This window comes from Micromonospora sp. NBC_00617 (genome assembly GCF_045161355.1).
In the GTDB taxonomy this organism is placed as follows: Bacteria; Actinomycetota; Actinomycetes; order Mycobacteriales; family Micromonosporaceae; genus Micromonospora.
On the sequence record NZ_CP107751.1, the window covers coordinates 6,025,881 to 6,046,987 of the forward strand.

Genomic DNA, 21,107 nt, shown 5'->3' on the forward strand with positions numbered 1-21,107 from the left:
TGCCCGTGGTCGTGCCTCGTTCTGCCGACCAGCTCAGACACTGGGGGTTGGCGCCGTGGTGGTGGCGCGGGTGAGCATGCCGGTGGCGGCCAGGGCGCAGCAGGCGGTGACGGCGGCGAGCAGGGGTGTGTATCCGGCGGTGGTGTGCAGGAGGCCGGCGGCGGCGAGGGGTGCTGCGGCTTTGGCGATGGTGACGGGTGCGGCGAGTCGGCCGGCGATGGTGGCGTAGGCGGTGGTGCCGTACCGGTCGGTGAGCAGGGCGGGGGTGGCGAGGCTGGTGATGCCGAAGCCGAGTCCGAAGCCGATGATGGTGATGATCGCGCCGGTGCGGGTGCCGGCGAGCAGGGGCATGGCGAGCACCGCGGCGGCCTGGGTGGCGAAGACCGCGGTGACGATGGTGGTGACGCGCAGGTGTCGGCGGGCGGCGGTGAGGACGAGTCGTCCGGTGACGGACAGGACGCCGAGCAGCCCGGTCAGGGTGGCGGCGACGGTGGCGGGGTGGCCGCGGCTGGTGAGGTAGCCGATGAGGTGCACGGTCATGGTGCTGGTGGCCGCGCCGTGCGCGATCAGGGTCGCGGCGAGGATCCAGAACCGGGTGTCGCGCATCGCGGTCTGGGCGGCGGCGCGTCGTTGGGCGTGCCCGGACCGCTCGGTGCCGGCGGTTGCCGTCGTTGTCAGTCGGGGCCGGCGGATGGTGAGGGCGTGCAGGGGCACGGTGACCGCGCCGTGGATGGCGGCGAGGACGAGTAGCGCGCCGCGCCAGCCGAGGTGGGCGGCCAGGAGCCCGGTCAGGGGCATGAAGATGGTGCTGGCGAACCCGGCCACGATCGTGACGACCAGCAGGGCGGTGGCGCGCCGCTCAGGGGTGAACCAGGCGACGATGACGGCGAAGGCGGGTTCGTAGAGGACCATCGCGCCGGTTGCGCCGATGCCGATCATGACGGCGTAGAGCTGTTCGATGGTGTGGACCTGGGACCAGGCGATCAGCAGGGCGGTGGCGGTGATCGAGCCGGTGGTCATCAGGGCGCGTCCGCCGTGGTGGTCGAGCCACCGGCCGACGGGGATCGCCGCGAGGGCGCCGGCAAGGACACTCGCGGTGAGCGCGCCGGTGACGGCGGTGGTGGAGGTGCGGAGGGTGGCGGCCATCGGGGTGAGCAGGACGGCGTAGGCGTAGTAGAGGGTGCCGTAGCCGATGGTGGAGGTGACGGCGAGGGCGGCGACGATGCGCCACCCGTGGTGCCCGCCAACAACAGGGTCGGCGGGCACCGTGATGGTGGTGGGCATCAGCTGGCGCAGCAGCCGCCGGTCTGCGCGTCGGCGGGTGCGGCGTCGAGGGTGAGCAGGCTCAAGGGTGCGGCGAGCAGCCCGCCGGAGATGCCGGTGGCCAGGCCCCGTCCGGAGCTCTGGGCGGCCGGTGCCGGCCCGCAGCAGCTGTCGGCGGTGGCGGACTCGTCCGGGTTGCTGTTGCACACCCCGGTCTCGGGGAGGTCGAGTTGCACGTCGCGGGCGGCTGCCCAGTCGCCGGCGAGGGCGGCGACGACGGAGCGGACCTGCTCGTACCCGGTGGCCATCAGGAACGTCGGCGCCCGCCCGTAGGACTTCATCCCGACGGCGTAGTAGCCGACCTCGGGGTGGGTGAGCTCGTCCACGCCGTGCGGGGGCACGGTGCCGCAGGAGTGCTCGTTGGGGTCGATCAGCGGGGCCAGGGCGCGGGTGGCGCCCATCACCGGGTCCAGGTCGAGGCGCAGCTCGGCGGCGATCGAGTGGTCGGGGCGGAAGCCGGTGGCCGCGATGATCCGGTCCACGGTGGTCTGCTCTTCGCTGCCGTCGGCGTGGCGCACCACCACACTCACCCGGCCGTCGGTGGGGGTGAGGGCGTGCACGGAGAAACCGGTGAGCAGCCGGATCCGGCCGGCGTCGACGTGCGCGCGCAGCCGGGAGCCGAGCGCACCGCGTGCCGGGAGAGCGTCGGCGTCCCCGCCGCCGTAGGTGCGCGCCGGTGAGCTGGTGCGGATCGCCCAGGTCACCTCGGTGCCCGGCGTGGACTCGGCCAACTCGGCCAGGGACAGCAGCGTGTTGGCGGCGGAGTGGCCGGCCCCGACGACGAGGGTGTGCCGGCCGGCGAACCGGTCCCGGGCCGCGCCGAGAACGTCGGGCAGCGCATGCTCCAGGAACGCAGCGACGGTGGTCTCACCGTGGGCGGGCAGGCCGGAGGCGCCGAGGACGTTCGGGGTGCCCCAGGTGCCGGAGGCGTCGATGACCGCGCGGGCGAGCACCTCCTGGCCGTCGGCGAGGCGGATCAGGAACGGCGTGGACTCGCGGCCGGCGGTGCGCAGCCGGTCCAGGCCGAGGCGGCTGATCGCCTCGACGCGGGCACCGTAGCGCAGGTGCGGCTTGAGCTGCGGCAGCTGAGCGAGGGGCTGGAGGTAGTCGTCGGCCAACTCGGCGCCGGTGGGCAGGGCCTCCAGGTCCGGGGCGACCCAGCCGGCGTCGTCGAGGAGCCGACGGGCGGCGGGATCGATGTTGTAGCGCCAGGGGGAGAAGACGCGCACGTGTCCCCACTGCCGTACGGCGGCGGCGGGGGTGTCGCCGGCCTCCAGGACGAGGAACGGTAGGTCACGCGCGTGTAGGTGCGCGGCGGCGGCAAGGCCGACCGGGCCGGCGCCGATGACCACGACGGGCAACTCGTTCAGGGCGCTCATCAGGTGACTCCTCTGTGTTGAGAATTGTCGAATCAAGAGGGTGTGGTGGTGCGGTAGTGGCAGAGCGGGGAAGGGTTCAGATGCTGCGGCTGCGGCGTTCCAGCAGGATCACGTCGCGCCACCGGCCGTGGTGGCATCCGACCCGTTCGCGGACGCCGATCACGCGGAACCCGGCCCGTTGGTGAAGGGTGAGGCTGGCGGTGTTCTCGCCGAACACGCCGGACTGGATGGTCCAGATGCCGGCCGCCTCGGTGGAGGTGATCAGCGTGTCCAGCAGCAGTCGGGCCACGCCCTGTCCGCGCGCGGCGGGGTCGACGTAGATGGAGTGCTCGACCACCCCGGCGTAGACCGGGCGGGTCGATGTTGGTGAGACCGCGACCCACCCGAGGACGGCGCCGTGGCCGTCGACGGCCACGAAGCGGTGCTGCGGCAGTCGGGCGGCGTCGAACGCGGCCCAGGTCGGTGCAGTGGTCTCGAAGCTGGCGTCGCCCCCATCGAGACCGGCCTGGTAGATCGCGAGGACCCGGTCGGCGTCGTCGACGCTCATCGGGCGGACGGTGATCTCGGCCATCAGCAGGCTCCGATCGGCGTCGGGGCGGGGCGGCCCATGACCACGTCGGCGGCCGACGGGAAGCAGCCGACGCAGGCGTCGTTGATCCGGTAGTGCCGGGCGGTGCCGACCGGCTCGACGAGGACGAACCGCACCTCGGTGAGGATCTTCAGGTGCTGCGAGACGGTGGACTGCGCCAGGCCGGCGGCGGCGACGATCTCGCCCACGCTCATCGGGCGCGCCTGGCGGGCCAGGTACTCCACGATCTGCACCCGCGTCGCATCCGCCAGTGCCCGGAACCAGGAGGCGTAGGTCTCCGCGGTCGCCCGGTCGATCAGGTCATCCACCGCCACTCCCTCTATCGTGAATCGCCGATTAACGATGAAGCCTACCCGGCGGGTTCCGTCACCGTGGGCCGTACGCGGTGTAGGCGACGATGCGGGTGGCGTCGTAGCGGCGCTGGGCGCGCTGCTCGCTGGTGGTGACCCGCGCGCACGAGTCGCAAAACCGGACACCGGCGGCCGGCGGCGCGGATCGACGGGCGAAGCGGAGCATGGCGTTCTCCTTCCTCCGAACGTCTGTCTTGACGTTCGTCGAATCAGAGAGTTGCACACTGATTAGGGAAGTGTCAATCTAGAGGAATGTCGAAGCAAGCTGCTCCGCTCGCCCTGATCGACCTGACTGCCGAGACGCCCTGTTGTCCGCCACTGACGCAGCGGCGGCTGCCGGCCGAGACCGCGGCGGTGCTGGCGCCGGCGTTCAAGGCACTCGGCGACCCGGTGCGACTGCAGCTGCTGTCGATGATCGCCTCCGCCGACAGCGGGGAGGCGTGCGTCTGCGACCTGACCCCGGCGTTCGACCTGAGCGGGCCGACGATCTCGCACCACCTCAAGACGCTGCGCGAAGCGGGCCTGGTCGACGCCGAGCGGCGTGGCACCTGGGTCTACTACCGCGCCCACCCGGCCATCCTGCGCCAGCTCGCCGCGCTGCTCAGCGTGCAGCCGACGCCCGTCGCCTGAGCCGGAACCGACCCGCGGTCGCGGCCAGCGCGGCGACGACGTGCGCGGCGTCACGGCCGACACCGCGCAGGGTGTTCGAGGCGAACGATCGCTGGAACTCCAGCCCCAGATAGACCAGGGCCCGGTGGGTGGTGGAGACCCCGCCCGCCTGGTGCGGAGTCCCGTCCGGCGCGAGGGCGCCCAGTGGGGCGAGGTAGTCCAGGTGTGGGCGGTAGCCGGTGGCGAAGATGACCGCCTCAACCGGCTCTGACGTGCCGTCGGCCCAGACGACACCGTCGGGAGTGAAGGCGCTGAACATGTCCCGCCGGGTGAGCAGGCCGGCGGCGAGGGCGTCGCGGTAGACGCCGGTGTCGAGGACGGCGGCATGGCGGATCACGCGCAGCAGAACCGACCGGGGGAGCCGATCCGCGCCGGTGACGCGCAGCCAGTGGTGCAGGTCCCGGCCGCCGACGCGCTGGGGCGCGAACTGGATCGGGGCGCGGGTGGCCAGGGTGACCCGCGCGTGCGCCGCCAGTTCGTGGGCGACCTGCACGGCGGAATTCCCGGCGCCGACCACCACGACCCGCTTGCCCGCGTACGGCTCCGGCCGTCGATAGTGCGCGACGTGGCGCACCTCGCCGCCGTAGGTGTCCTGGGCCGGCAGCGCCGGCAGGTGCGGGTTGCCAAAGGACCCGCTCGCGGCGACCACGCCGGCGGCGGTGAGCTCCCCTCCGGTGTCAGTGCGTACCAGATAGCCGCCGCCGGGCCGGCGATGCACGGCGGTGACCCGGACGCCGGTGCGGATGTCGGCATCGACACCGGCGGCGTAGCGGCGCAGGTAGCCGACCACCTCGTCGCCGGTCGGATACCGCTCGGGATCGGCGTCGTCGAAGGCCAACCCGGGTAGCGCGCTGTAGCGGGCCGGGGAGAACAGGGTGAGGCTGTCGTAGTAGCCCGGCCACGAGCCGACCGCCTCGGCGTCCGCCTCCAAGACGACCGGGCGCAGGCCCGCGGTCAGAGTGGCGCGGGCGGCGGCGAGGCCGGACTGGCCGCCGCCGACGATGATCACAGGTTCGGAAGTCTTCGTCACCAGCCCATCATATTGTCATTTCGTTGAATGACAATATGATGATGGTGCGGGAAGGTGGAACCATGGACCAGCCGACGCCCCCCACCGACGCGCGTACCGCAGCGGTGGCCGGGCTGGGACCCGACACCCAGGAGTTCCTCAAAGCCCTGGGCAGCCCCACCCGACAGCGGATCATGATGCTGTTCGCGCAAGGCGCCGAGCTGTCGGTCGGGCAGGTCGCCGAACACGTCAGCATCAGCCAGGCCACCGCCTCGCAGCAGCTGACCCTGCTGCGCCGCGGACGGGTGGTGACCTCCCGCCGCGAGGGCAAGACCGTGTATTACCGGGCCGACCGCGACGGCGCGCTCGCCGCGCTCGCCGAATTGCAGTCGTACCTGACAACCTGCTGCTGACCGCACCGTCCGGCGCTCAGCAGCGGCAAGTCTCCACTCCTGCACAGGCCCTGCCACACGCCGCGGGACCCGCGCGTCCGCCTTCCGACGACAGTCGCCCCACCTTCGCTTGACAATGACAGAAAGCTCAATGAGCATTGAGTCAATGACTATTGAGCTTGCCTCCCTGTCGGGGCGCGCCCGGATCCACGCCGCGCTCGGCGACCCGGCGCGCCTGGCGATCGTGGACGCGCTCACCCTCGGCGACGCGTCCCCCGGCGAGATCGCCCACGACCTGGACATGCCGACGAACCTCATCGCTCACCACGTCAAGGTCCTCACCGAGGCGGGCCTGGTCGCCCGAGATCGGTCCGAGGGTGACCGCCGCCGCACCTATTTGCGACTGCGCCCCGAGGCCCTGGCCGCGCTGACACCGGCGCCGCTGGCCGGCGTCGGCCGGGTGGTGTTCGTCTGCACCCGCAACTCCGCCCGCTCGCAGCTCGCCGCCGCCCTGTGGTCCGATCGCGCGCACACCCCGTCGGCGTCGGCGGGGACGAAGCCCGCCGAACGGGTTCACCCCCGCGCGGTCGCGGTGGCCCAGCGGCACGGGCTGACGCTCAACCCGGTCGGCACCTCCCACGTCGCCGACATCGTGCGCGACGACGATCTGGTCATCGCGGTCTGCGACAACGCCCACGAGGAACTCGCCGGCCCGGTCCGGCCCCGGCTGCACTGGTCGGTGCCCGACCCCGTCCGCCTCGACACCGACGACGCGTTCGAGACGGCGTTCGCCGACCTCGCCGCCCGCATCGAGCGCGTCGCCCCCGTCATCACCCCCGCCATGAGCTCGGGAGAGCACCGTGACTGACACCAGCCCCCACCCGATGCCGGACATCTCTGTCGACCAGCAGGTCGCCCTACGGACCGCCGCCACCCGGCTCGCCGCCGAATTCACCGGCATCTACGGCGCCGAGACCATCGAGGCGTTCCTGCACTCCAGCTACGACCAGTTCGCCACCGCCGGCAGCATCCCCAACTTCCTGCCGCTGCTCGCCGAGCGTTTCGCCCGGCAGCGCCTGCGTGCCCTCGCCCGCGTCGAAGGCCATCACCGCGACGGGCGGCCCGTCGTGCTGTTCCTCTGCACCCACAACGCCGGCCGGTCGCAGATGGCGCTGGGCTTCTTCACCTCTCTCGCCGGCGAGCACGCCATGGCGTGGTCCGGCGGAAGCGAACCCGGCATCGAGGTCAACTCAGCGGCGATCGCGGCGATGGCCGAGCGTGACATCGACATCTCCGAGGAGTTCCCCAAGCCCTGGACCGACGAGGTCGTGCGCGCCGCGGACGTGGTGGTCACCATGGGCTGCGGCGACGCCTGCCCGGTCTTCCCCAGCACCCGCTACGAGAACTGGGACCTCGACGACCCCGCCGGCCTTGACCTCACCGACGTGCGGCCGATCCGCGACGAGATCGAACGCCGCGTCCGCCAGCTCCTCGACGACCTGAACGTCCCCGCCGCCCGCTAGAGCACCCGCCGACCGACCCGCGGCCCGCGACCTCAACCACACTGGAGAGAACAAACTGATGACGATCGCACTGTGGCGACGCCTGCTGGCTGAGTTCACCGGCACCGCGCTGCTGGTCACCGCCGTGGTGGGCTCCGGCATCATGGCCACCACCCTCTCCCCGGACGACGTCGGCCTGCAGTTGCTGCAGAACTCGATCGCCACCGCGTTCGCCCTCGGCGCGCTGATCCTGATCTTCGGCCCGGTCTCCGGCGCGCACTTCAACCCGGTGGTCTCCGCGGCCGACTGGTTCCTCGGCCGCCGCGCCGGCACCGGCCTCACCGTCCGCGACCTCGGCGGCTACGTCGCCGCCCAGGTCGCCGGGGCAATCGCCGGCTCGGTGCTGGCGAACCTGATGTTCGACCTGGCCGCCGTGACCTGGTCGGGCAAGGACCGCGCCGCCGGCAACCTGTGGCTCGGCGAGGTCGTCGCCACCACCGGCCTGATCCTGCTCGTCTTCGCCCTGGCACGCTCCGGCCGCGCCCCCGTGGCCCCGGCCGCCGTGGGCGCCTACATCGGAGCCGCGTACTGGTTCACCTCGTCCACGTCGTTCGCCAACCCGGCCGTGACGATCGGACGGGCATTCACCGACACGTTCGCCGGCATCGCCCCGGCCTCGGTGCCCGGCTTCGTCATCGCCCAGATCGTCGGCCTCGCCGTCGGCATCGGCCTGCTGGCCGCGCTCTACCCCGACGCCGGGCAGGCCGCCGACCAGGTGGTCATGCCCACCGACGATCGCAACCCCGCCGCCGACCAGCGCTCATGGCCCGCAGCCCCGCGCACCGAACCGCACTGCCAGAAAGGCTCCTGATGTCCGACAAGCCCAGCGTCCTGTTCGTCTGCGTGCACAACGCCGGCCGGTCCCAGATGGCCGCCGGTTGGCTGCGCCACCTCGCCGGTGACACCGTCGAGGTCCGCTCCGCCGGCTCCGCCCCCGCCGACACCGTCAACCCCGCCGCCGTGCAGGCCATGCGGGAAGTCGGCATCGACATCACCGACCAAACCCCGAAACTGCTGGAGTACGCGACGGCGGAGTCGTCCGACGTCATCGTGACGATGGGCTGTGGGGACGCCTGCCCGGTCTTCCCCGGCAAGCGCTACGAGGACTGGAAGCTCGAGGACCCCGCCGGCAAGGGCGTCGAGTCCGTGCGTCCGATCCGCGACGACATCCGCGCCCGGGTGGAGAAGCTCCTCACCGAGCTGCGCCAGAGCGCCTGACGCCAGCCTCGCCGCTCGCCGGCCCAGCCACCGGCGGGCGGTCCACCCCTTTGAGCAGGAGCCCCTCGTGTCCGACCCGCACCCGCTGATCATCATCGGCTCCGGGCCCGCCGGCTACACCGCCGCCATCTACGCCGCCCGCGCCAACCTCGCACCCCTGGTCATCGAAGGCGCCCAGTCTGGTGGCTCCCTGATGACCACCACCGAGGTGGAGAACTTTCCCGGCTTCCCCGACGGCATCACCGGCCCGGAGCTGATGGACAACCTGCGCAAGCAGGCCGATCGCTTCGGCGCCCAGTTCCTCACCGACGACGTCACCCGCGTCGACCTCACCGGCGACGTCAAGACCGTGTGGGTCGGCCAGCAGAGCTACCAGGCCTGGGCGGTCATCCTCGCCACCGGGTCCGCGTGGCGGCCCCTCGGCGTGCCCGGCGAGACCGAGCTGCTCGGCCACGGCGTCTCCTCCTGCGCCACCTGCGACGGATTCTTCTTCCGCGACCAGGACATCGCCGTCATCGGCGGAGGCGACTCCGCGATGGAGGAAGCCACCTTCCTCACCCGCTTCGCCCGCAGCGTCACCATCATCCCCGGCGACACGTACGACGCGCTGCTGCTCGCGGTCTCCGGGCTGGAACGGATCGGGCGGGCCGACCGGATCACCCACCCGATCGACGTCGACACGATGGTTCCGGCCATCGGCTCCGGAACCCTGGTCCTGCAGTGCCGCGACGACGACACCAGCACCCTTGACCTCGTGGCGAGCCTCGGCGACCCGCGAACCGCGCGGGAAACCGTGGCGGAGCGGACCTTGTTGCACATCCTCCAGGGCAACTGCCACTCACCGATCGCGGCGCTCGCGCGCACTGAACCCGACGGGCGCCTCGGTCTGCGGGCGAGGGTACTCAGCCTCGACGGCAAGACCGTGCTCGACGCGCACGAGTGGGCGGCGGATCCCGTCACCCTCGGGACCTCCGTGGCCGCGGCCCTCCTGCGTCAAGGCGCCCGTGAACTCCTCGACCTGCCCGCCCACGGGTCGGTGTAACCGGCCACTACGCCGTCCGGCGTACCACCGGCCGCTCCCCGGCCGACGACAGCACTGACGGCGTCCACGGTGCTATCGGGAGGCGACATCACCGGTCGCGCTCGCGGTGCCTGCGAGTCTCCAGGGCAAGCATGAGCAGGTCGGGAAGCCAGGGCTGGTCGGTGAGCAGCAGCACGGCGGCCTCGGCGATCGGTACCGCGCGGACCTCGACGATCTGTTCGGCGTCCTCCGGCATCGTCGGTGCCTGGACGATCGCGGCGTCCGCGGCGCACCACAGCCAGGCCTTCTCCGGATGCGGCTGGTGCGGCCGGTACGGCAGCGGGCGGTCGGTGACGCAGTGATGCGCGCCCACCACCGCCAGCGGGCTGGTGAGAACCGCGCCCGCCTCCTCCAGCAGCTCCCGCCCGACGCACTCCTCGACGCTCTCACCGGGCTCGCGCGTGCCTCCGGGGAGGAACCAGACGTCGCGGTCGTCGCGGCACAGGATGACCTGGTCGCCGCTGAACCCCACGACGTGCACGTTGGTGACCAGCGCGTCCGCCGGTGCGCCGATGGCGAACTGGGCGTCGAGGCCGCCCCATTCCCACCGCTGCGGGGCGAACAACAGGGGGTACGCGGCGGCGAGGCCGGAATCGGTAGGCATGTGCGGGGATCCTTCCTGCCGGGGCGGGTCAGCGACTCGGACCGTCGGGTCGCCGGGGGTGCCCGGTGTGCGGCGTACCGCCGGAGGTCCGCTGCCCAGCGCTGCTGCCGGGCGGCCGCCCCCGCTGGGCAGGCGCCTGAGACACCGTGCCGCCCGCCGTCGGTGCGATGCCCCGCAGCCACGGCTGGCCGGTCTCGGCGCGGCGGTGTGGGGCGTCGATCTCCCCGCGCGGCGCGACGACGTCAGGACCCCGCTGTGTCACGTTCCGGAACTGCTCGATGAAGTTCTTCTTGTCGTCCATCGACGTGACCTCGTCGAACTTCGTCCAGAACTGGGTCCGGGTGTCCTCGGGAAGACGTGCCTCATGCATGAGATCGTCCAGGCGGCGGACGAGGCGGTGGTCGTCGCGGTGGACGAAGCTGTCCAGTATCCGGTTCAGTCCCGGTTCCACATCGTCACTGCGGTTGATCCAGGAACGCACCTGCGTGGTGAACTGCTCGCGTACCGCCGCCGTGTCGAGCGGAGCACCGTTGCTGACGTCCACCGCACTGTCGTGGACGGCGAGCAACGCCGCGACCTTGCTGGCTTCGCGTACGGCGGGAATGCGGTAGGGCTCGGCGATCAGCACGGGATTGCAGCCCCACGTGCGGTCCGGGGTGTCAACCAGACGGGTCTGGTCGGGCGCATCCTCAGTGATTCGCTTCGGACTGCTCAGTGGGCCCTGCAGCGCGTTCTCGATGACGCGGATCGCCGGAATGCTGCCGAAGGTGAGGGCGGGATCGTCCGGGAGCGTTTGCAGGCCCCCGCCGAGGCTGCCCTCGCGGTGCAGCGCGTAGCCCTTCTTGCTCCCGGGATGCGGATCACCGTCGATGCCGTAGTAGAACATGTATCGACCGGTGAACTCGGTCTTGGGATAGACCGCGGCGCACAGTTCCTGGATCGTCCCCTTGAGACAACTGTCGACGAAGGTGACGCGGCTGCCTTCCTTGCCCACCGGAATTCCGTTGCCCCGCAGGTATCGGGTGAGTCGCTGGTAGGCGCCGTCGACATCCCGGTCGTCGACCGACTTGGAGATCTCCCGGTACGGCTGGAGCTGTGGGTACTCGGCCCCGCTGTTCTTCTCCTTGTCCTGAACCGCGGCCTCGGCGAGTGCCCGGGAGAGCACCACGTTGTGGCAGTGCGCGTCGAAGAACTCGCGGTCCAGCGCACGGACGGCCACGCCGAGGCTGAAGCCGTCCCGTCCAACGAAGACGACCCGCGTGTTCGGGTCGGCGTCTACCGAAGCCCGCAGGTCATCGAGCATCTCTGCGGCGATGGAGGTGACATAGGGTCCGTGGTGTTCACGGAAGACGGCGTACGCCTCCGCGACCGCCGAACGATCGCTCGCGGACTCCAGCCCGTACGCCTCGTAGATCGCGTCGAGTCCCGAGAACTCCTCGGTGGCCGCCACCTGTCACTCCCCTCGGTCGGGCCGCGACGCCGTTGACGGCTCGACGACCCGGGTGAGCCAGCGGACCAGCGGCTCGTACTCCTCGACGGCCCCCCACCACAGGCGGACCCCGTCGTCGCCGCGCTGGAAGAGGCCCCCGCCGTCGACCTCGGTGCCCGCCTGTTCGACGTCGACGAAGGGCAACATCACGGCGGCGCTCAGGGCGACGGAGTCGCTGAGCACCGCGGCTACCTCCGACCTGTCGACAGTGTCGTCAAGCGTCTCGGCCAGCGCCATGGCCTGGCGACGACTGCTGTCGATGGACGGCCCGGCGTCTCCCGGCCCGGTGAGCACCAGCTCCAGTGCGGCGAGCCGCCCGTCCCGCACCGCGTCCAGCACGCTACGAGCGGCCTCGGCGCTTGCCGATCTTTCGCTGCCCGCCGACTGCGTGACGCGCATCCGGCTGGCGAGGTCCGGATCGTGCTGGATCAACTGCGCGAGGCGGAGAGGCTCTCCGAAGCTGACCCAGCGGATCGGCTGCCCGCTGTCGCCACAGGCGGAACGAACGACTGACGACACGTCGGGGGGCCGGTTCACGACAGTGACCTCGGCGCGGCCCGCGCTGTCCAGGAGGCGGCGTGCCGCCGACCGGGCCGGCTCGTCGCCCACCATCACCAGGGCGAGCTGCGGGACGCCGCGCGCGGCGGCCGCCACCGCGAGGACTGTGCCCGGCCCCCAGGCGGAGGCGGCGTCGATGACGAGCGGAGATTCGCGCAGGTTCTCCGGCCAGTCACCGCCCTGCCCGAGCTGCCGGCTGCTCTCCGCCAGGGCGGTGCCGGGGAACAGCTCGCCGACCGCGCTCAGAACCTCGTAGTCCTGCCGGGCCTCATCGATGGCCCTGCCCTCGTGCCTCGGACTTTCCGATGTCATCGCCTGCCCCTTGATGGCTGTGGTGACGTAGGTGGACGAACCGCCGGCGTCGGCTGGTGCGGCTGCTGTTGGTGCCGGCTCGCGACGGGCCTCGGCAGGTAGGCGACGGCAGCGGGCCGCCGCTCCTGCATCTCCGCCACGGACCTGGCCACTCCCGTGACCCTCTTGAGCAGGGCGTCCGGACCGTCGCGCAGCAGTTGATCGTACGGGACCCGTTCGGCACGGCCGCCGTGACCGAAGGAGACAGTCAGGTCACTTGACGTGTCGCGGCGGTTGGCGCGGACCGAGACCTGCACGAGCGGGCCGGGCGATCCGATCAGGACCGAGCGGTGGGTGCGCTGGATGTCCGGGCTGATGCCGAGGTCGGCCACCGCGGAATCGACAAGCAGTTGGATCCGCCGGCCGGCGTCGCGGTCGGCCGGGTCCTCGAGAACGAGACGGTACGAGTCCTGGGCGTGCGCCACGGCACCGCGCTCGGGGTGGGTGGCCCGCAGGGCCGCCCGGTCGGCCCAGACCATCGCTGCCGCGCCGTCGCCGCGAAGGAACCGGCGAAAGGACTGGCGAACGAACTCGTCGGTGGGGCGTACCCCGTGCGGCTCACCGCTGTGCTCGGCCGTGACCGCTGTCGCGCAGCGGTCCCACAGCGAGACGGTGAGGTCCCTCCGGTCGAGGCCGGCCGCCTCGCCGGGCAGGGCGTTGCAGGTGCGCGCGAACCATTCCGCCCGTTCCCGCGACACCGGGTCGGCTGCCAGGTGCGGCGTACGCTCCAGAAGGTCCGCGCCGGTGAGGACTCCGGGACCGCAGGCGCTTCGGGCCCATGAGCGCACCTGATCGAGGTGGTCGGGGAGCAACCCGACCGCCGGGTCGATCGGCACGAGCAGCGTGGGTACGCCCGTGTCGAGGACACGCGCCTCGGCCCACCGCCGGTCGGGGTCCGTGAAGAAGTCGTCCAGCCAGGCGAACGGCATGCCGTCCGCCTCGGCCAGCACGCTCGCGGCCTTCCAGTTCACGCCGAACGGCACCGGGCCGGCCAGAGCCCGGTCGATGACCAGGACGGGCAGCGGGTCAGCCAGGCCGACGACGGGCGCGACGTAGGCGTTCGCGGCATCGTTCCAGGTCGTCGCCCAGCGCAGATCGACAAGTCCCTCACTGACGAGGGCGTTCAGCATCAGCCCGTGTTCGGGGCTGAGCTGCACCTGGTGGCCGTCCAGGTCGTGGGGTGTGAAGCCACGGTCGGCATGGTCCCCGGTGGGGTTGAGGACCCCGTCGATGTCGAGCAACAACCACGGCCTCACCGCGTCGCCAGCGGGTCCCGTCTCGCTCACCGGCCGCGTCCCGGCCGGAAGGCCTCCTGCCATCCCTGCGGCCGGCGGGGCGCCACGGCCGGCGGACGAGCCTGCTGATGAGCGACCTGCAACGCGGCAGTCGCGGCGGCGGTGGTGCTGCGCGTGGGTGGCGCCAGGGTCCGGATGTTCTCGACCACCCCCTCGGCGGCGTGTCGCCAGGTGTGGTTCTGCCCGAGGTGCTCCCGCAGGTCGGTGGCCCGACGCCGGGCCTCCGGCAGATCCTTCAGGACGGCCTCGGCGTGGTCGGCCCACACGGTGGGCAGGGTCGCCTCCGAGCTTCCCCGCGTGTTCACCACCGACGGTGCGCCCAGAGCCGCCGGCACCTCCTTCGGGTCGCCGAGGAACATCCCGACTCCGGTGTGGTTCCCGACCAGGACAGGCACACCGTGCCCGGCGGCCTCCAGTGGGGCCAGGCCGAAGTCCTCGTGCCGTGCCGCGTGGATCACCATGTCCGCCCCACGGAGTTCGGCGGCCATGACGCTCGGGTCGGAGGTGTAACCCCGGACCCGGACCGGGAAGCCGGCGATGTCGGACAGCACGCGTTCCTGCTCCGCGACGTCGGACTTGTGCGCCCCCAGCATCGTCAGCCGTACGTCCATGCCGCGCTTGTGCAGTTCGCCCACCGCAGCCGCGGCGATGTCGGCCCCCTTGAGGCGGTCGTCGGTACGCGTGAAGACCAGCAGGTTCAGCCGGGTCTGCTCGGGGTCGTACCGGGGTGGCGTCTCCAGGATCACCCCGGGGGTCATCTGCACCACCGGGGGCGGCTTCTCACACATCCGGGCCAGGCGGCGGCCCTCGTCGGTCAGCAGCGGGCCCACCCCGACCACCAGGTCGGCCCGGGACACCAGGGCGCGTTCGGTCTCGGTGTGCTGGTTCGACTCCAACGGTTCGCCGCGGCCGCGGTCCATCTCGTCCGCCGTCACGTGGACGAAGTGCACCACCTTCGCGTGCGGGTAGAAGTTGTCGCGCAGGTAGGAGGCGGCCCCACCGGAAAACCGGCCGTGGCCCATGATGACGTCGACGTCCGCCGGGAGCCGGTCCGCCCGGAGCAACTGCGCCCGCGTGTCGGACACCCCCGGGACCGGGTCGAGGACCTGGATGTCGACAAGGGGATGCGACGGCGAGGGAACACTCACGCGGGTGGTCACCCGGTGCCCGAGCTCCGCGAGCGCTATGGAGATCTCCCGGTTGACGGCGATCGGGCCGCCGCCGATCCACTTGTCGCACAGCGTGAGCACGTTCAACGGCCGGGTCTGCGCCTCCGCCCGGGCCGGCGGCACTGGCACTGTCATCTCTGCTGCCCTCTTCTGGTTTCTGCGGATACCTGGTCGGCGGTCAGGGCACCGAAACCGTGCGGCGCGGTCGCGCCGGGTCCATGTCGTCGAGGCGTACGCGAATGTGCTCGTTGCCTACGCGCGGTCGTGGCGACGATCAGCCACGCATTCCCGTCGCCGAGTAGAGCCGGCCGACGAGTTCGTCGGCCACGTCGGCCAGTTCCACGGCGTCCGCGCTCACCGCGTCGGTGCTGACGCCGTGGCGGAGCCGGGCCGACAACTCCCGGAGCAGGGACGCGGCCACGAGCGCCTCGGTGCTGGCGATCTCGACGGACCGCGGTGGCTCGCCGTCGCCCTCGCCCGCCAGCGTCGTGCGGGACAGGGCGGCCTGTTCAGCGAAGGTGAGGTTCTGCCGTACCGATTCGTCCCGCTCGTTCCAGAGGTAACGGTGCGTGCTGAGCATGCATCCCCAGGAATCCGACACCTTCGTCATCTTTGTTACCTCCATGTCCACATCCTTACGCCGGCGGGGAAGGCCATGGCCTCGTAGCTCAGGGGACGCTCATCCGCGCAACGGGCAGGACGAGGCTGGCGGGCCGCGGCAGCACCAGTGGCGGCTCTTGCGGCCCCGTCGTCCACGCACAGCAGGCTCATGCAGTGCCCTCCCCCGAACGCACGACTGCATCGGCACGCCCGTGCGGTGGCCAGATGCCGAATCCGCTCACGGTGCGTGCAGAGCCGAGCATAGATCGGGCCGTCCAATCGCGACAGACCAGAAAACCGCAGCAACGGCGTATCGAGCGGCGTAACCGTCGATCCGGCCGTCGCGGCGCGGGGCGAAACTACGGCGGACCTCGGCGAACTCCCGTCTGATCGATGCTCGTTGCTATGCTTCCGCGCGGGAGGACGATCGCGGGGAACGGGGATCCAGTGGTGAGAGCGCGGCTCCAGACTGCGGCGGTGATTGTTGCGCTCGTGGCGACAACCGCCGGGTGTAGCGACGACGACCCGCCGGCACCGCCGGCAGCCTCGGCCCCCGTCGCCACCCCGCCGATGCCGGCGTACGACCCGCCGACCCGGTTCTCGCCCACCGGCACCGCGCTGGGTGAGGGCCGCCCCGGCGACGTCCTCCTGCACGGCACCACCGCGTTCGTGCCCGGCGATGCCCAGACCACAGTGGTGGACGTTGCCAGCGGAAACCGTCTGTCGGTGCTCACGCCGAAGCAGTCGCCGATCACCAGCAACCCGGCTGCCGCCGGGCACCGGCCGGTGCTGATCGACCTCTCCGGACGACCCGCGGTGATCGTGCCGTATGCGGTGGAGATCCCCGCCTCCGGCACCGTCGTGGCCCGGCAGGCCGTCGAGCTGCTCGTGATCGACGCCACCGACGGCCGGTTGACGAAGACCGTGACTGTGGACGCCAAGCCGGCCGAGGGCGACTTCAGCCTTGTCGCCCGTGACTACGTCCGCCTGGTCGGCGGTCGTGGCTCCGTCGTGGTGCTCGGCATCGGCAAGCAGGTGACGGTGGCCGTCGACGTCAGCACCGGCAGCACCCTCTGGCGTGACAACGACTTCGACGCCTCGACACTGCTGGGGGACACCGTCGTCGGCCTCACCGCACCGGACAGCGGATACCGCCGGTCGATCAACGGACTCGCGATGCTCGACGGCGCCAAGCGCTGGTCGGCGCTCTCGGTCGCCAACGCCGAACTCGCCGCAGGCGGTCCGTCCTTCATCGTCGCTGTGGGTCAGCAGAACGACGGCGAGCGCTTCTACACGCTCATCAAGAAGGACGGCACCCTTGTCAACCGCACGAAGGGCGACTACGGGGCGGGGCTGCGCTGCTCCTACGACGAGGCCGCGGTCACGGTGTGCGCGATCGGCAACTCACAGCCGCTGTTCGCCCTGGACTCCACCACCGGAGACGACCTGTGGCAACTGCCCGCGACGGGTCGTCGCGCCCCGCGGATGACAGTTGCGTGGCACGGCGCGGTCTACGGCACGGTGAACAACGCCGCAGTCGTCCTCGACGCGCGCACAGGCACGGACAAGGAGGTGTCGCCCGGGGTGGCTCCGGTGGCCGTCACCACCCACGGAGGCCTCGCCGCGAACCCGTCGGACAGCGCCGCGCTGGCGTTCCACCCGGCACTCGGCTAGCCCGTACGGGCCGTGCGGCCCTCCCGGCGCTCAGCCCTCGGGCAGCTGATCGAGGACCTCACGCGGAGCGGCGACGGCCGGCAGGGTCCTGGGCTCGGTGTGCCGGCCGGGTTCGCACTTGGCGAACGGCCCGTACTCGGCGGTCATGGTGCTCAGGTGCGGATCGAGGTGGTGCAGCCACCAGGTGCTCATGGTGTCGTCGATGCGGGCCCTCTCCCACTCGCGCCACATCGCGTAGAAGCGCGAGATCGCCTCGGGGTGCGCCCACCATCTGTCGCACCAGTAGATGCCGCTCTTGGGTCCGCTCAGCACGCGACGCTCGACGACCTCGGCCAGATACAGCCGCATGAAGTCGTCGAGGTTGCGGAACGCCGGCTCCGGCACCTCGTCGGCGGCCTGCTGCGGCTGTGCGGTGGCGCCCGCGGCTGCCTGCGTGTCGGCGCGCGGCAGGGCACCGGACAACTGCTCCAGCAGAGCGGACAGTTCGGCCACGGCCCTTTCCGAACCGCTCTGGCCGGTGGGCGTGGTCATCGCGGCTCCTGCACGGGGTTGTCGAACGACTGCGTCAGCGGGTTGTCGGCCTTGAGAGTCCAGTCGTTCCGGCTGTCCGGGTCCCACCGGGCGATGGAGGCCTTGATGGCGTCGGCGTACGGGCCGGCCTGCCAGGGGGCGGTGCGGGCCAGGACCGGCGGCGCACCGGAGCTGTACACGACCATCCGGCCCCGGGGCAGCGCGTGCAGCTCCGCGACGTCGAGCACCCGTTGGCGGCGGGTCTGCCGCGACACGGACTGCTGGCCAAAGCCGGAGCCGTTTGTCGACGTGGATCGGGTCATGACGTCGTGCTCACCGATGAGGCGGGACAACTCCTCGAGGAACTCGGGGTCCGCGACGCCACCGCCGTAGGTACGCACGTTCGCCGCCGACCACAGTTTGCGCATGCCTTCGCGGCCCCACACGTCGACGCCCTGGGCGTACGACTGGAGCACAGTGATGATCGGCAGGCCGTGCGAGCCGTAGTAGGAGTACAGCGCCGGCAGTTGGCGGATGCGGCAGATGTTGGCGGCCTCGTCGAGCACCGACATCAGCGGCGGGTCGAGGCGCCGGCCCGGCGAGGCGCGGGCGCGCAGCTCCCCCGCCCGAAGCACCGCGTCGGTAAGCGCGGCGATCAGTGGCGCAGGTGATCCCGGACCGCCCTGGCTGAGCAGGTAGACGGTGTCGCACGTGGCCACGAACTTGTCGGGGCGGAACTGCCGGATCGTCGACACGGTCGGCGGGCTGACCCAGGCGGTGACGCTCGGCTCCGTCAGGCACATGAGCATCTTCTGCGCGCCGGCGTAGACGCCGCCGCGGGTCTGGTCCGGCATGTTCACCACGCCGATGATCGAGTCGGCCGGCAGCTGGAAGCCCGCACCGGCGAGGATGTCGGCAGGCGACTCGTCGCGCGGGTTCACCGCCCACCGGTACACCTCGAGGATGGACCGGCCGCCGACAGCGGCCGCCAGCAGCAGATTGGCCACCAGCTCCTCGGCGCTGGGGTCGAAGAACGCGTCGCGCTGCATGCCCGGTTCACGTTCGGCTGAGGCGAAGTGCTCGGCCAGCCGACGCGCGTCGGTGATTGTGGCGATCTCGCCCAGCGGGTTCCACCACAGCTGCTGCGGCTGGCCCCAGACCTGCTGCGGGTCGAACACCCAGATCTCGCCGCGGGTGGCGCGCAGTTCCCGGGTGGCGTCGATGATGTCGCCCTTGACGCTTGTGACAAGTGTCGGCCCGGGGTTGGACACGGTGGCCGGGATCGCGCGGGCTGTGGTCTTACCGGTACGCGGCCCCCAGATGTCGACTGCCATGTCCTCCCAGGACTGACGCAGCTCCATACCGCCGGCCACAGTCCGTCCGATGAGGACGCCGGCCTCGTCGGGGGCGACGGATCCGGCGTCGGCCAGGCTGGCCCGCAGCCGCTTCGCGGATGCGGTGACCCCGTCGGGGCTCAGGTGCTTCAGGTCGCCGCGGCGGGCCATGTGTCGCGCGGCCTCGTCGACCCGGCTGCCCCGGAGACGGCGCCCCTTGGTCAGCAGCAGCACACCGGCGACCAGCGCCGCCACCACCAGCACCTCTCCGACAGCCACGAGGGTGCACGCGACGGTCCACGTGATCCTGCCCGAGATCAGCGCCGCGGCGGCGCTGAACAGACCTTCGCCGTGATAGCCGGGCGGGTCGGTCAGCCGCAACGGAAGCCACACCGCCCCGGCCGCCGCCAGCGCAAGCACGGCCACGCCACCGGCGATCAGGCCCGAGGAGTCGCTGCTTCCGCCGGGTCCCACTGTTCGGCTCATGTGCGCTTCCAACGGAAGTCGGTGTTGCCCAGTTGTTTCTCTATCTCGGTGGGTTCCAGGTGCACCGGGATGCCGGGCCTGGTCCCGACCTTGATGAGGAAGTTCCCGCGGCCGATCAGGACCTCTTCGTCGTCCGGCCCGGTAGTCCACGACGGCGGCGCCGACCACGACAGCACCTCGTTGCGTTCGGCCTGGGCCAGGGGCCGTACCCGGGCGACGGCGTCGAGCTCCTGCTCGGAGCAGGCGCCGATCATGAGCACCGCGCACCTGTCGGCGAAGCCGCGGGCCTTGGCGCGGTCCTCCTCGTTCGGCAGGGCCTGCAGGTCGCCCAGCGAGTGGGTGATGAACGCGGTGCCGGTGCCCTTGGAACGGTTCAGGCGGGTCAGCGCGTCGATGCGGTCGACCATGCCGTGCCCGACCCGCAACGCGCGCCACATCTCGTCCAGGACCAGGAAGAAGCGCCGCGGCGGGGCCAGTCCCAGGTCGGCCATCCGGTGCGCGGCCTCGACCTGACCGAAGCCGGCGGCCCAGGTGGTGACCAGTGTTGCGGCAGTCAGAGTCTGGTTGGTCTCGCTGATGCCGGAGATGTCCACGCACAGCGCTGTGGTGTCGAGTTCGATCGAGGCGGTGGTGTGGCCCTCTACCGTCGAGCCGAGCGGACCGTGGATCAGCGCCCGCAGCGTACGCCGCAGGTTCTCCGTCTCGAGGCGGTAGCGGTCAAGGTCGTTCTCGTCGTGCCACAGGGTCACCCACCGCACCTGCATGGGTGCCTCTTCGATGACCCGCAGCACGTCCGAGAGCAGAGGTTGGGCGACGCTCTCCCGCTCGGTCAGGAAGCGCAGCGCGGCCGCCAGCACGGTGATCTCGTCCGACGCGAGCGGAGAACCCCGGGTCAGGGTCGCCAGCACCAGGGCGGCGTTGAGCCGGCGGTCGACGATCTCCGCACGCAGCTGCTCGATCTCCTTGGGGTCGCGCACGTGTGCGAGCACCTGCTGCCACGGGCCGATGTCGAGCGGGTTGATCCGGTGCAGTCCGGGACCCACGCGCAGCACCCGCCCGCCGAGCGCGGCGACCAGTTCGGCGTAGTCGGGCTTGAGGTCGCCCAGGATCAGCGGGGTCACCCCCTGACCGACCAGGCTCAGCAGCATCCGCCGCACGCTTGTGGACTTGCCCATGGCCGGTTCTGCCTGGATCCACACCGACGGGTTGTTGATCAGCTTGGCACGCTCGTACCAGGAGATCGGGTCGAAGCACACAGTCGCGTTGGTGTAGCGGTGCCGGCCGAGCGGAGCGCCGATCGTCGGGGTGGACGAGCCGGTGCCGAACGGCCACAAGCCGCACACCTGCACAGTGGTGCCGCGGTACTCGGTGGGCGACTCGACCCACGACACCCGGCCGCCGCCGGGGCCGGCGTAACCGAATCGGGTGGGACGTCGGTTCGGGATGACGGATCGGGGCATCGGGT

General features: G+C 71.4%; 23 protein-coding genes. 8 read left to right on the forward strand and 15 right to left on the reverse strand.

What is annotated here, in order from left to right:
• Nucleotides 1-33 precede the first annotated feature (33 nt).
• The 5 genes from OG505_RS27850 to OG505_RS27870 all read right to left on the reverse strand — a co-directional run bounded on the left by OG505_RS27850 (nt 34) and on the right by OG505_RS27870 (nt 3,807).
• Nucleotides 34-1,284: an MFS transporter gene (locus OG505_RS27850; RefSeq protein ID WP_405428988.1), complete on the reverse strand. Its 1,251-nt coding sequence runs from the start codon at nt 1,282-1,284 to the stop codon at nt 34-36.
• Complete coding sequence (locus OG505_RS27855; protein WP_405428989.1) at nt 1,284-2,702, reverse strand: NAD(P)-binding domain-containing protein; 1,419 nt, start codon at nt 2,700-2,702, stop codon at nt 1,284-1,286. The genes OG505_RS27850 and OG505_RS27855 overlap by 1 nt, the downstream gene beginning before the upstream one ends.
• 76 nt (nt 2,703-2,778) lie before the next feature.
• The gene (locus tag OG505_RS27860; protein ID WP_405428991.1) at nt 2,779-3,273 is read right to left on the reverse strand and encodes a GNAT family N-acetyltransferase; all 495 of its coding nucleotides are present in this window, start codon (nt 3,271-3,273) and stop codon (nt 2,779-2,781) included.
• Nucleotides 3,273-3,599: an ArsR/SmtB family transcription factor gene (locus OG505_RS27865; protein ID WP_405428993.1), complete on the reverse strand. Its 327-nt coding sequence runs from the start codon at nt 3,597-3,599 to the stop codon at nt 3,273-3,275. The genes OG505_RS27860 and OG505_RS27865 overlap by 1 nt, the downstream gene beginning before the upstream one ends.
• Nucleotides 3,600-3,657: 58 nt before the next feature.
• Entirely contained in the window at nt 3,658-3,807 is a 150-nt protein-coding gene (locus OG505_RS27870; RefSeq protein ID WP_405428995.1) for a hypothetical protein, read from the reverse strand.
• Nucleotides 3,808-3,893: 86 nt separating this feature from the next.
• Between OG505_RS27870 and OG505_RS27875 the strand changes: the two genes are divergently transcribed.
• On the forward strand, nt 3,894-4,271 hold the full coding sequence (locus tag OG505_RS27875; RefSeq protein WP_405428997.1) for an ArsR/SmtB family transcription factor: 378 nt from the start codon (nt 3,894-3,896) through the stop codon (nt 4,269-4,271).
• On the opposite strand, the gene OG505_RS27880 is transcribed toward OG505_RS27875, so the two are convergent.
• The gene (locus tag OG505_RS27880) at nt 4,243-5,340 is read right to left on the reverse strand and encodes a flavin-containing monooxygenase (protein WP_405428999.1); all 1,098 of its coding nucleotides are present in this window, start codon (nt 5,338-5,340) and stop codon (nt 4,243-4,245) included. The genes OG505_RS27875 and OG505_RS27880 overlap by 29 nt on opposite strands.
• Before the next feature lie 62 nt (nt 5,341-5,402).
• Here OG505_RS27880 and OG505_RS27885 point away from each other — a divergent pair, with 62 nt between their 5' ends.
• The 6 genes from OG505_RS27885 to OG505_RS27910 all read left to right on the forward strand — a co-directional run bounded on the left by OG505_RS27885 (nt 5,403) and on the right by OG505_RS27910 (nt 9,533).
• On the forward strand, nt 5,403-5,732 hold the full coding sequence (locus OG505_RS27885) for an ArsR/SmtB family transcription factor (protein ID WP_405429001.1): 330 nt from the start codon (nt 5,403-5,405) through the stop codon (nt 5,730-5,732).
• A gap of 145 nt (nt 5,733-5,877) precedes the next feature.
• Nucleotides 5,878-6,579 (forward strand): helix-turn-helix domain-containing protein, encoded by a 702-nt coding sequence (locus OG505_RS27890; protein WP_405429003.1) that lies wholly within the window; start codon nt 5,878-5,880, stop codon nt 6,577-6,579.
• On the forward strand, nt 6,572-7,234 hold the full coding sequence (locus tag OG505_RS27895) for an arsenate reductase ArsC (protein WP_405429005.1): 663 nt from the start codon (nt 6,572-6,574) through the stop codon (nt 7,232-7,234). Before OG505_RS27890 ends, OG505_RS27895 begins: the two co-directional genes overlap by 8 nt.
• Nucleotides 7,235-7,292: 58 nt before the next feature.
• Nucleotides 7,293-8,084 (forward strand): aquaporin, encoded by a 792-nt coding sequence (locus tag OG505_RS27900; protein WP_405429007.1) that lies wholly within the window; start codon nt 7,293-7,295, stop codon nt 8,082-8,084.
• A complete protein-coding gene (locus tag OG505_RS27905; protein WP_405429009.1) occupies nt 8,084-8,491 on the forward strand; it encodes an arsenate reductase ArsC in 408 nt (135 codons plus the stop codon). Before OG505_RS27900 ends, OG505_RS27905 begins: the two co-directional genes overlap by 1 nt.
• Before the next feature lie 67 nt (nt 8,492-8,558).
• Nucleotides 8,559-9,533, forward strand: a complete 975-nt coding sequence (locus tag OG505_RS27910; RefSeq protein ID WP_405429011.1) for an FAD-dependent oxidoreductase — start codon at nt 8,559-8,561, stop codon at nt 9,531-9,533.
• An 88-nt stretch (nt 9,534-9,621) separates the two neighbouring features.
• On the opposite strand, the gene OG505_RS27915 is transcribed toward OG505_RS27910, so the two are convergent.
• From OG505_RS27915 to OG505_RS27940, 6 genes are all read right to left on the reverse strand, one after another.
• Nucleotides 9,622-10,176: an NUDIX hydrolase gene (locus OG505_RS27915; protein WP_405429013.1), complete on the reverse strand. Its 555-nt coding sequence runs from the start codon at nt 10,174-10,176 to the stop codon at nt 9,622-9,624.
• 28 nt (nt 10,177-10,204) lie between these two features.
• Complete coding sequence (locus tag OG505_RS27920; RefSeq protein ID WP_405429014.1) at nt 10,205-11,626, reverse strand: hypothetical protein; 1,422 nt, start codon at nt 11,624-11,626, stop codon at nt 10,205-10,207.
• A 3-nt stretch (nt 11,627-11,629) separates the two neighbouring features.
• The gene (locus OG505_RS27925; protein WP_405429016.1) at nt 11,630-12,535 is read right to left on the reverse strand and encodes a hypothetical protein; all 906 of its coding nucleotides are present in this window, start codon (nt 12,533-12,535) and stop codon (nt 11,630-11,632) included.
• Nucleotides 12,532-13,860, reverse strand: a complete 1,329-nt coding sequence (locus OG505_RS27930; protein ID WP_405429017.1) for an HAD domain-containing protein — start codon at nt 13,858-13,860, stop codon at nt 12,532-12,534. Before OG505_RS27930 ends, OG505_RS27925 begins: the two co-directional genes overlap by 4 nt.
• Complete coding sequence (locus tag OG505_RS27935) at nt 13,857-15,173, reverse strand: glycosyltransferase family 4 protein (RefSeq protein ID WP_405429019.1); 1,317 nt, start codon at nt 15,171-15,173, stop codon at nt 13,857-13,859. Before OG505_RS27935 ends, OG505_RS27930 begins: the two co-directional genes overlap by 4 nt.
• A 139-nt stretch (nt 15,174-15,312) precedes the next feature.
• On the reverse strand, nt 15,313-15,663 hold the full coding sequence (locus OG505_RS27940) for a hypothetical protein (protein ID WP_405429021.1): 351 nt from the start codon (nt 15,661-15,663) through the stop codon (nt 15,313-15,315).
• Between the two features lie 452 nt (nt 15,664-16,115).
• On the opposite strand from OG505_RS27940, the gene OG505_RS27945 reads away from it, so the two are divergent.
• A complete protein-coding gene (locus OG505_RS27945) occupies nt 16,116-17,312 on the forward strand; it encodes a hypothetical protein (protein WP_405429023.1) in 1,197 nt (398 codons plus the stop codon).
• Between the two features lie 30 nt (nt 17,313-17,342).
• Here OG505_RS27945 and OG505_RS27950 read toward each other — a convergent pair whose 3' ends face one another.
• The 3 genes from OG505_RS27950 to OG505_RS27960 are packed head-to-tail and all read right to left on the reverse strand — an operon-like array spanning nt 17,343 to nt 21,102.
• The gene (locus OG505_RS27950) at nt 17,343-17,843 is read right to left on the reverse strand and encodes a DUF4913 domain-containing protein (protein ID WP_405429025.1); all 501 of its coding nucleotides are present in this window, start codon (nt 17,841-17,843) and stop codon (nt 17,343-17,345) included.
• Nucleotides 17,840-19,642 carry a TraM recognition domain-containing protein gene (locus OG505_RS27955; RefSeq protein WP_405429027.1) on the reverse strand — a complete coding sequence of 601 codons (1,803 nt, stop codon included), beginning with the start codon at nt 19,640-19,642 and terminating at the stop codon, nt 17,840-17,842. Before OG505_RS27955 ends, OG505_RS27950 begins: the two co-directional genes overlap by 4 nt.
• On the reverse strand, nt 19,639-21,102 hold the full coding sequence (locus OG505_RS27960) for an ATP/GTP-binding protein (RefSeq protein ID WP_405429028.1): 1,464 nt from the start codon (nt 21,100-21,102) through the stop codon (nt 19,639-19,641). The genes OG505_RS27955 and OG505_RS27960 overlap by 4 nt, the downstream gene beginning before the upstream one ends.
• Nucleotides 21,103-21,107: the final 5 nt, after the last annotated feature.

Coding starts and splice junctions, on each gene's coding strand:
- OG505_RS27955 (WP_405429027.1), bottom strand. CDS start 19,642: ATGAGCCGAACAGTGGGACCCGGCGGAAGCAGCGACTCCTCGGGCCTG.
- OG505_RS27915 (WP_405429013.1), bottom strand. CDS start 10,176: ATGCCTACCGATTCCGGCCTCGCCGCCGCGTACCCCCTGTTGTTCGCC.
- OG505_RS27890 (WP_405429003.1), top strand. CDS start 5,878: ATGACTATTGAGCTTGCCTCCCTGTCGGGGCGCGCCCGGATCCACGCC.
- OG505_RS27960 (WP_405429028.1), bottom strand. CDS start 21,102: ATGCCCCGATCCGTCATCCCGAACCGACGTCCCACCCGATTCGGTTAC.
- OG505_RS27940 (WP_405429021.1), bottom strand. CDS start 15,663: ATGGAGGTAACAAAGATGACGAAGGTGTCGGATTCCTGGGGATGCATG.
- OG505_RS27855 (WP_405428989.1), bottom strand. CDS start 2,702: ATGAGCGCCCTGAACGAGTTGCCCGTCGTGGTCATCGGCGCCGGCCCG.
- OG505_RS27870 (WP_405428995.1), bottom strand. CDS start 3,807: ATGCTCCGCTTCGCCCGTCGATCCGCGCCGCCGGCCGCCGGTGTCCGG.
- OG505_RS27905 (WP_405429009.1), top strand. CDS start 8,084: ATGTCCGACAAGCCCAGCGTCCTGTTCGTCTGCGTGCACAACGCCGGC.
- OG505_RS27850 (WP_405428988.1), bottom strand. CDS start 1,284: ATGCCCACCACCATCACGGTGCCCGCCGACCCTGTTGTTGGCGGGCAC.
- OG505_RS27925 (WP_405429016.1), bottom strand. CDS start 12,535: ATGACATCGGAAAGTCCGAGGCACGAGGGCAGGGCCATCGATGAGGCC.
- OG505_RS27900 (WP_405429007.1), top strand. CDS start 7,293: ATGACGATCGCACTGTGGCGACGCCTGCTGGCTGAGTTCACCGGCACC.
- OG505_RS27935 (WP_405429019.1), bottom strand. CDS start 15,173: ATGACAGTGCCAGTGCCGCCGGCCCGGGCGGAGGCGCAGACCCGGCCG.
- OG505_RS27950 (WP_405429025.1), bottom strand. CDS start 17,843: ATGACCACGCCCACCGGCCAGAGCGGTTCGGAAAGGGCCGTGGCCGAA.
- OG505_RS27860 (WP_405428991.1), bottom strand. CDS start 3,273: ATGGCCGAGATCACCGTCCGCCCGATGAGCGTCGACGACGCCGACCGG.
- OG505_RS27885 (WP_405429001.1), top strand. CDS start 5,403: ATGGACCAGCCGACGCCCCCCACCGACGCGCGTACCGCAGCGGTGGCC.
- OG505_RS27875 (WP_405428997.1), top strand. CDS start 3,894: ATGTCGAAGCAAGCTGCTCCGCTCGCCCTGATCGACCTGACTGCCGAG.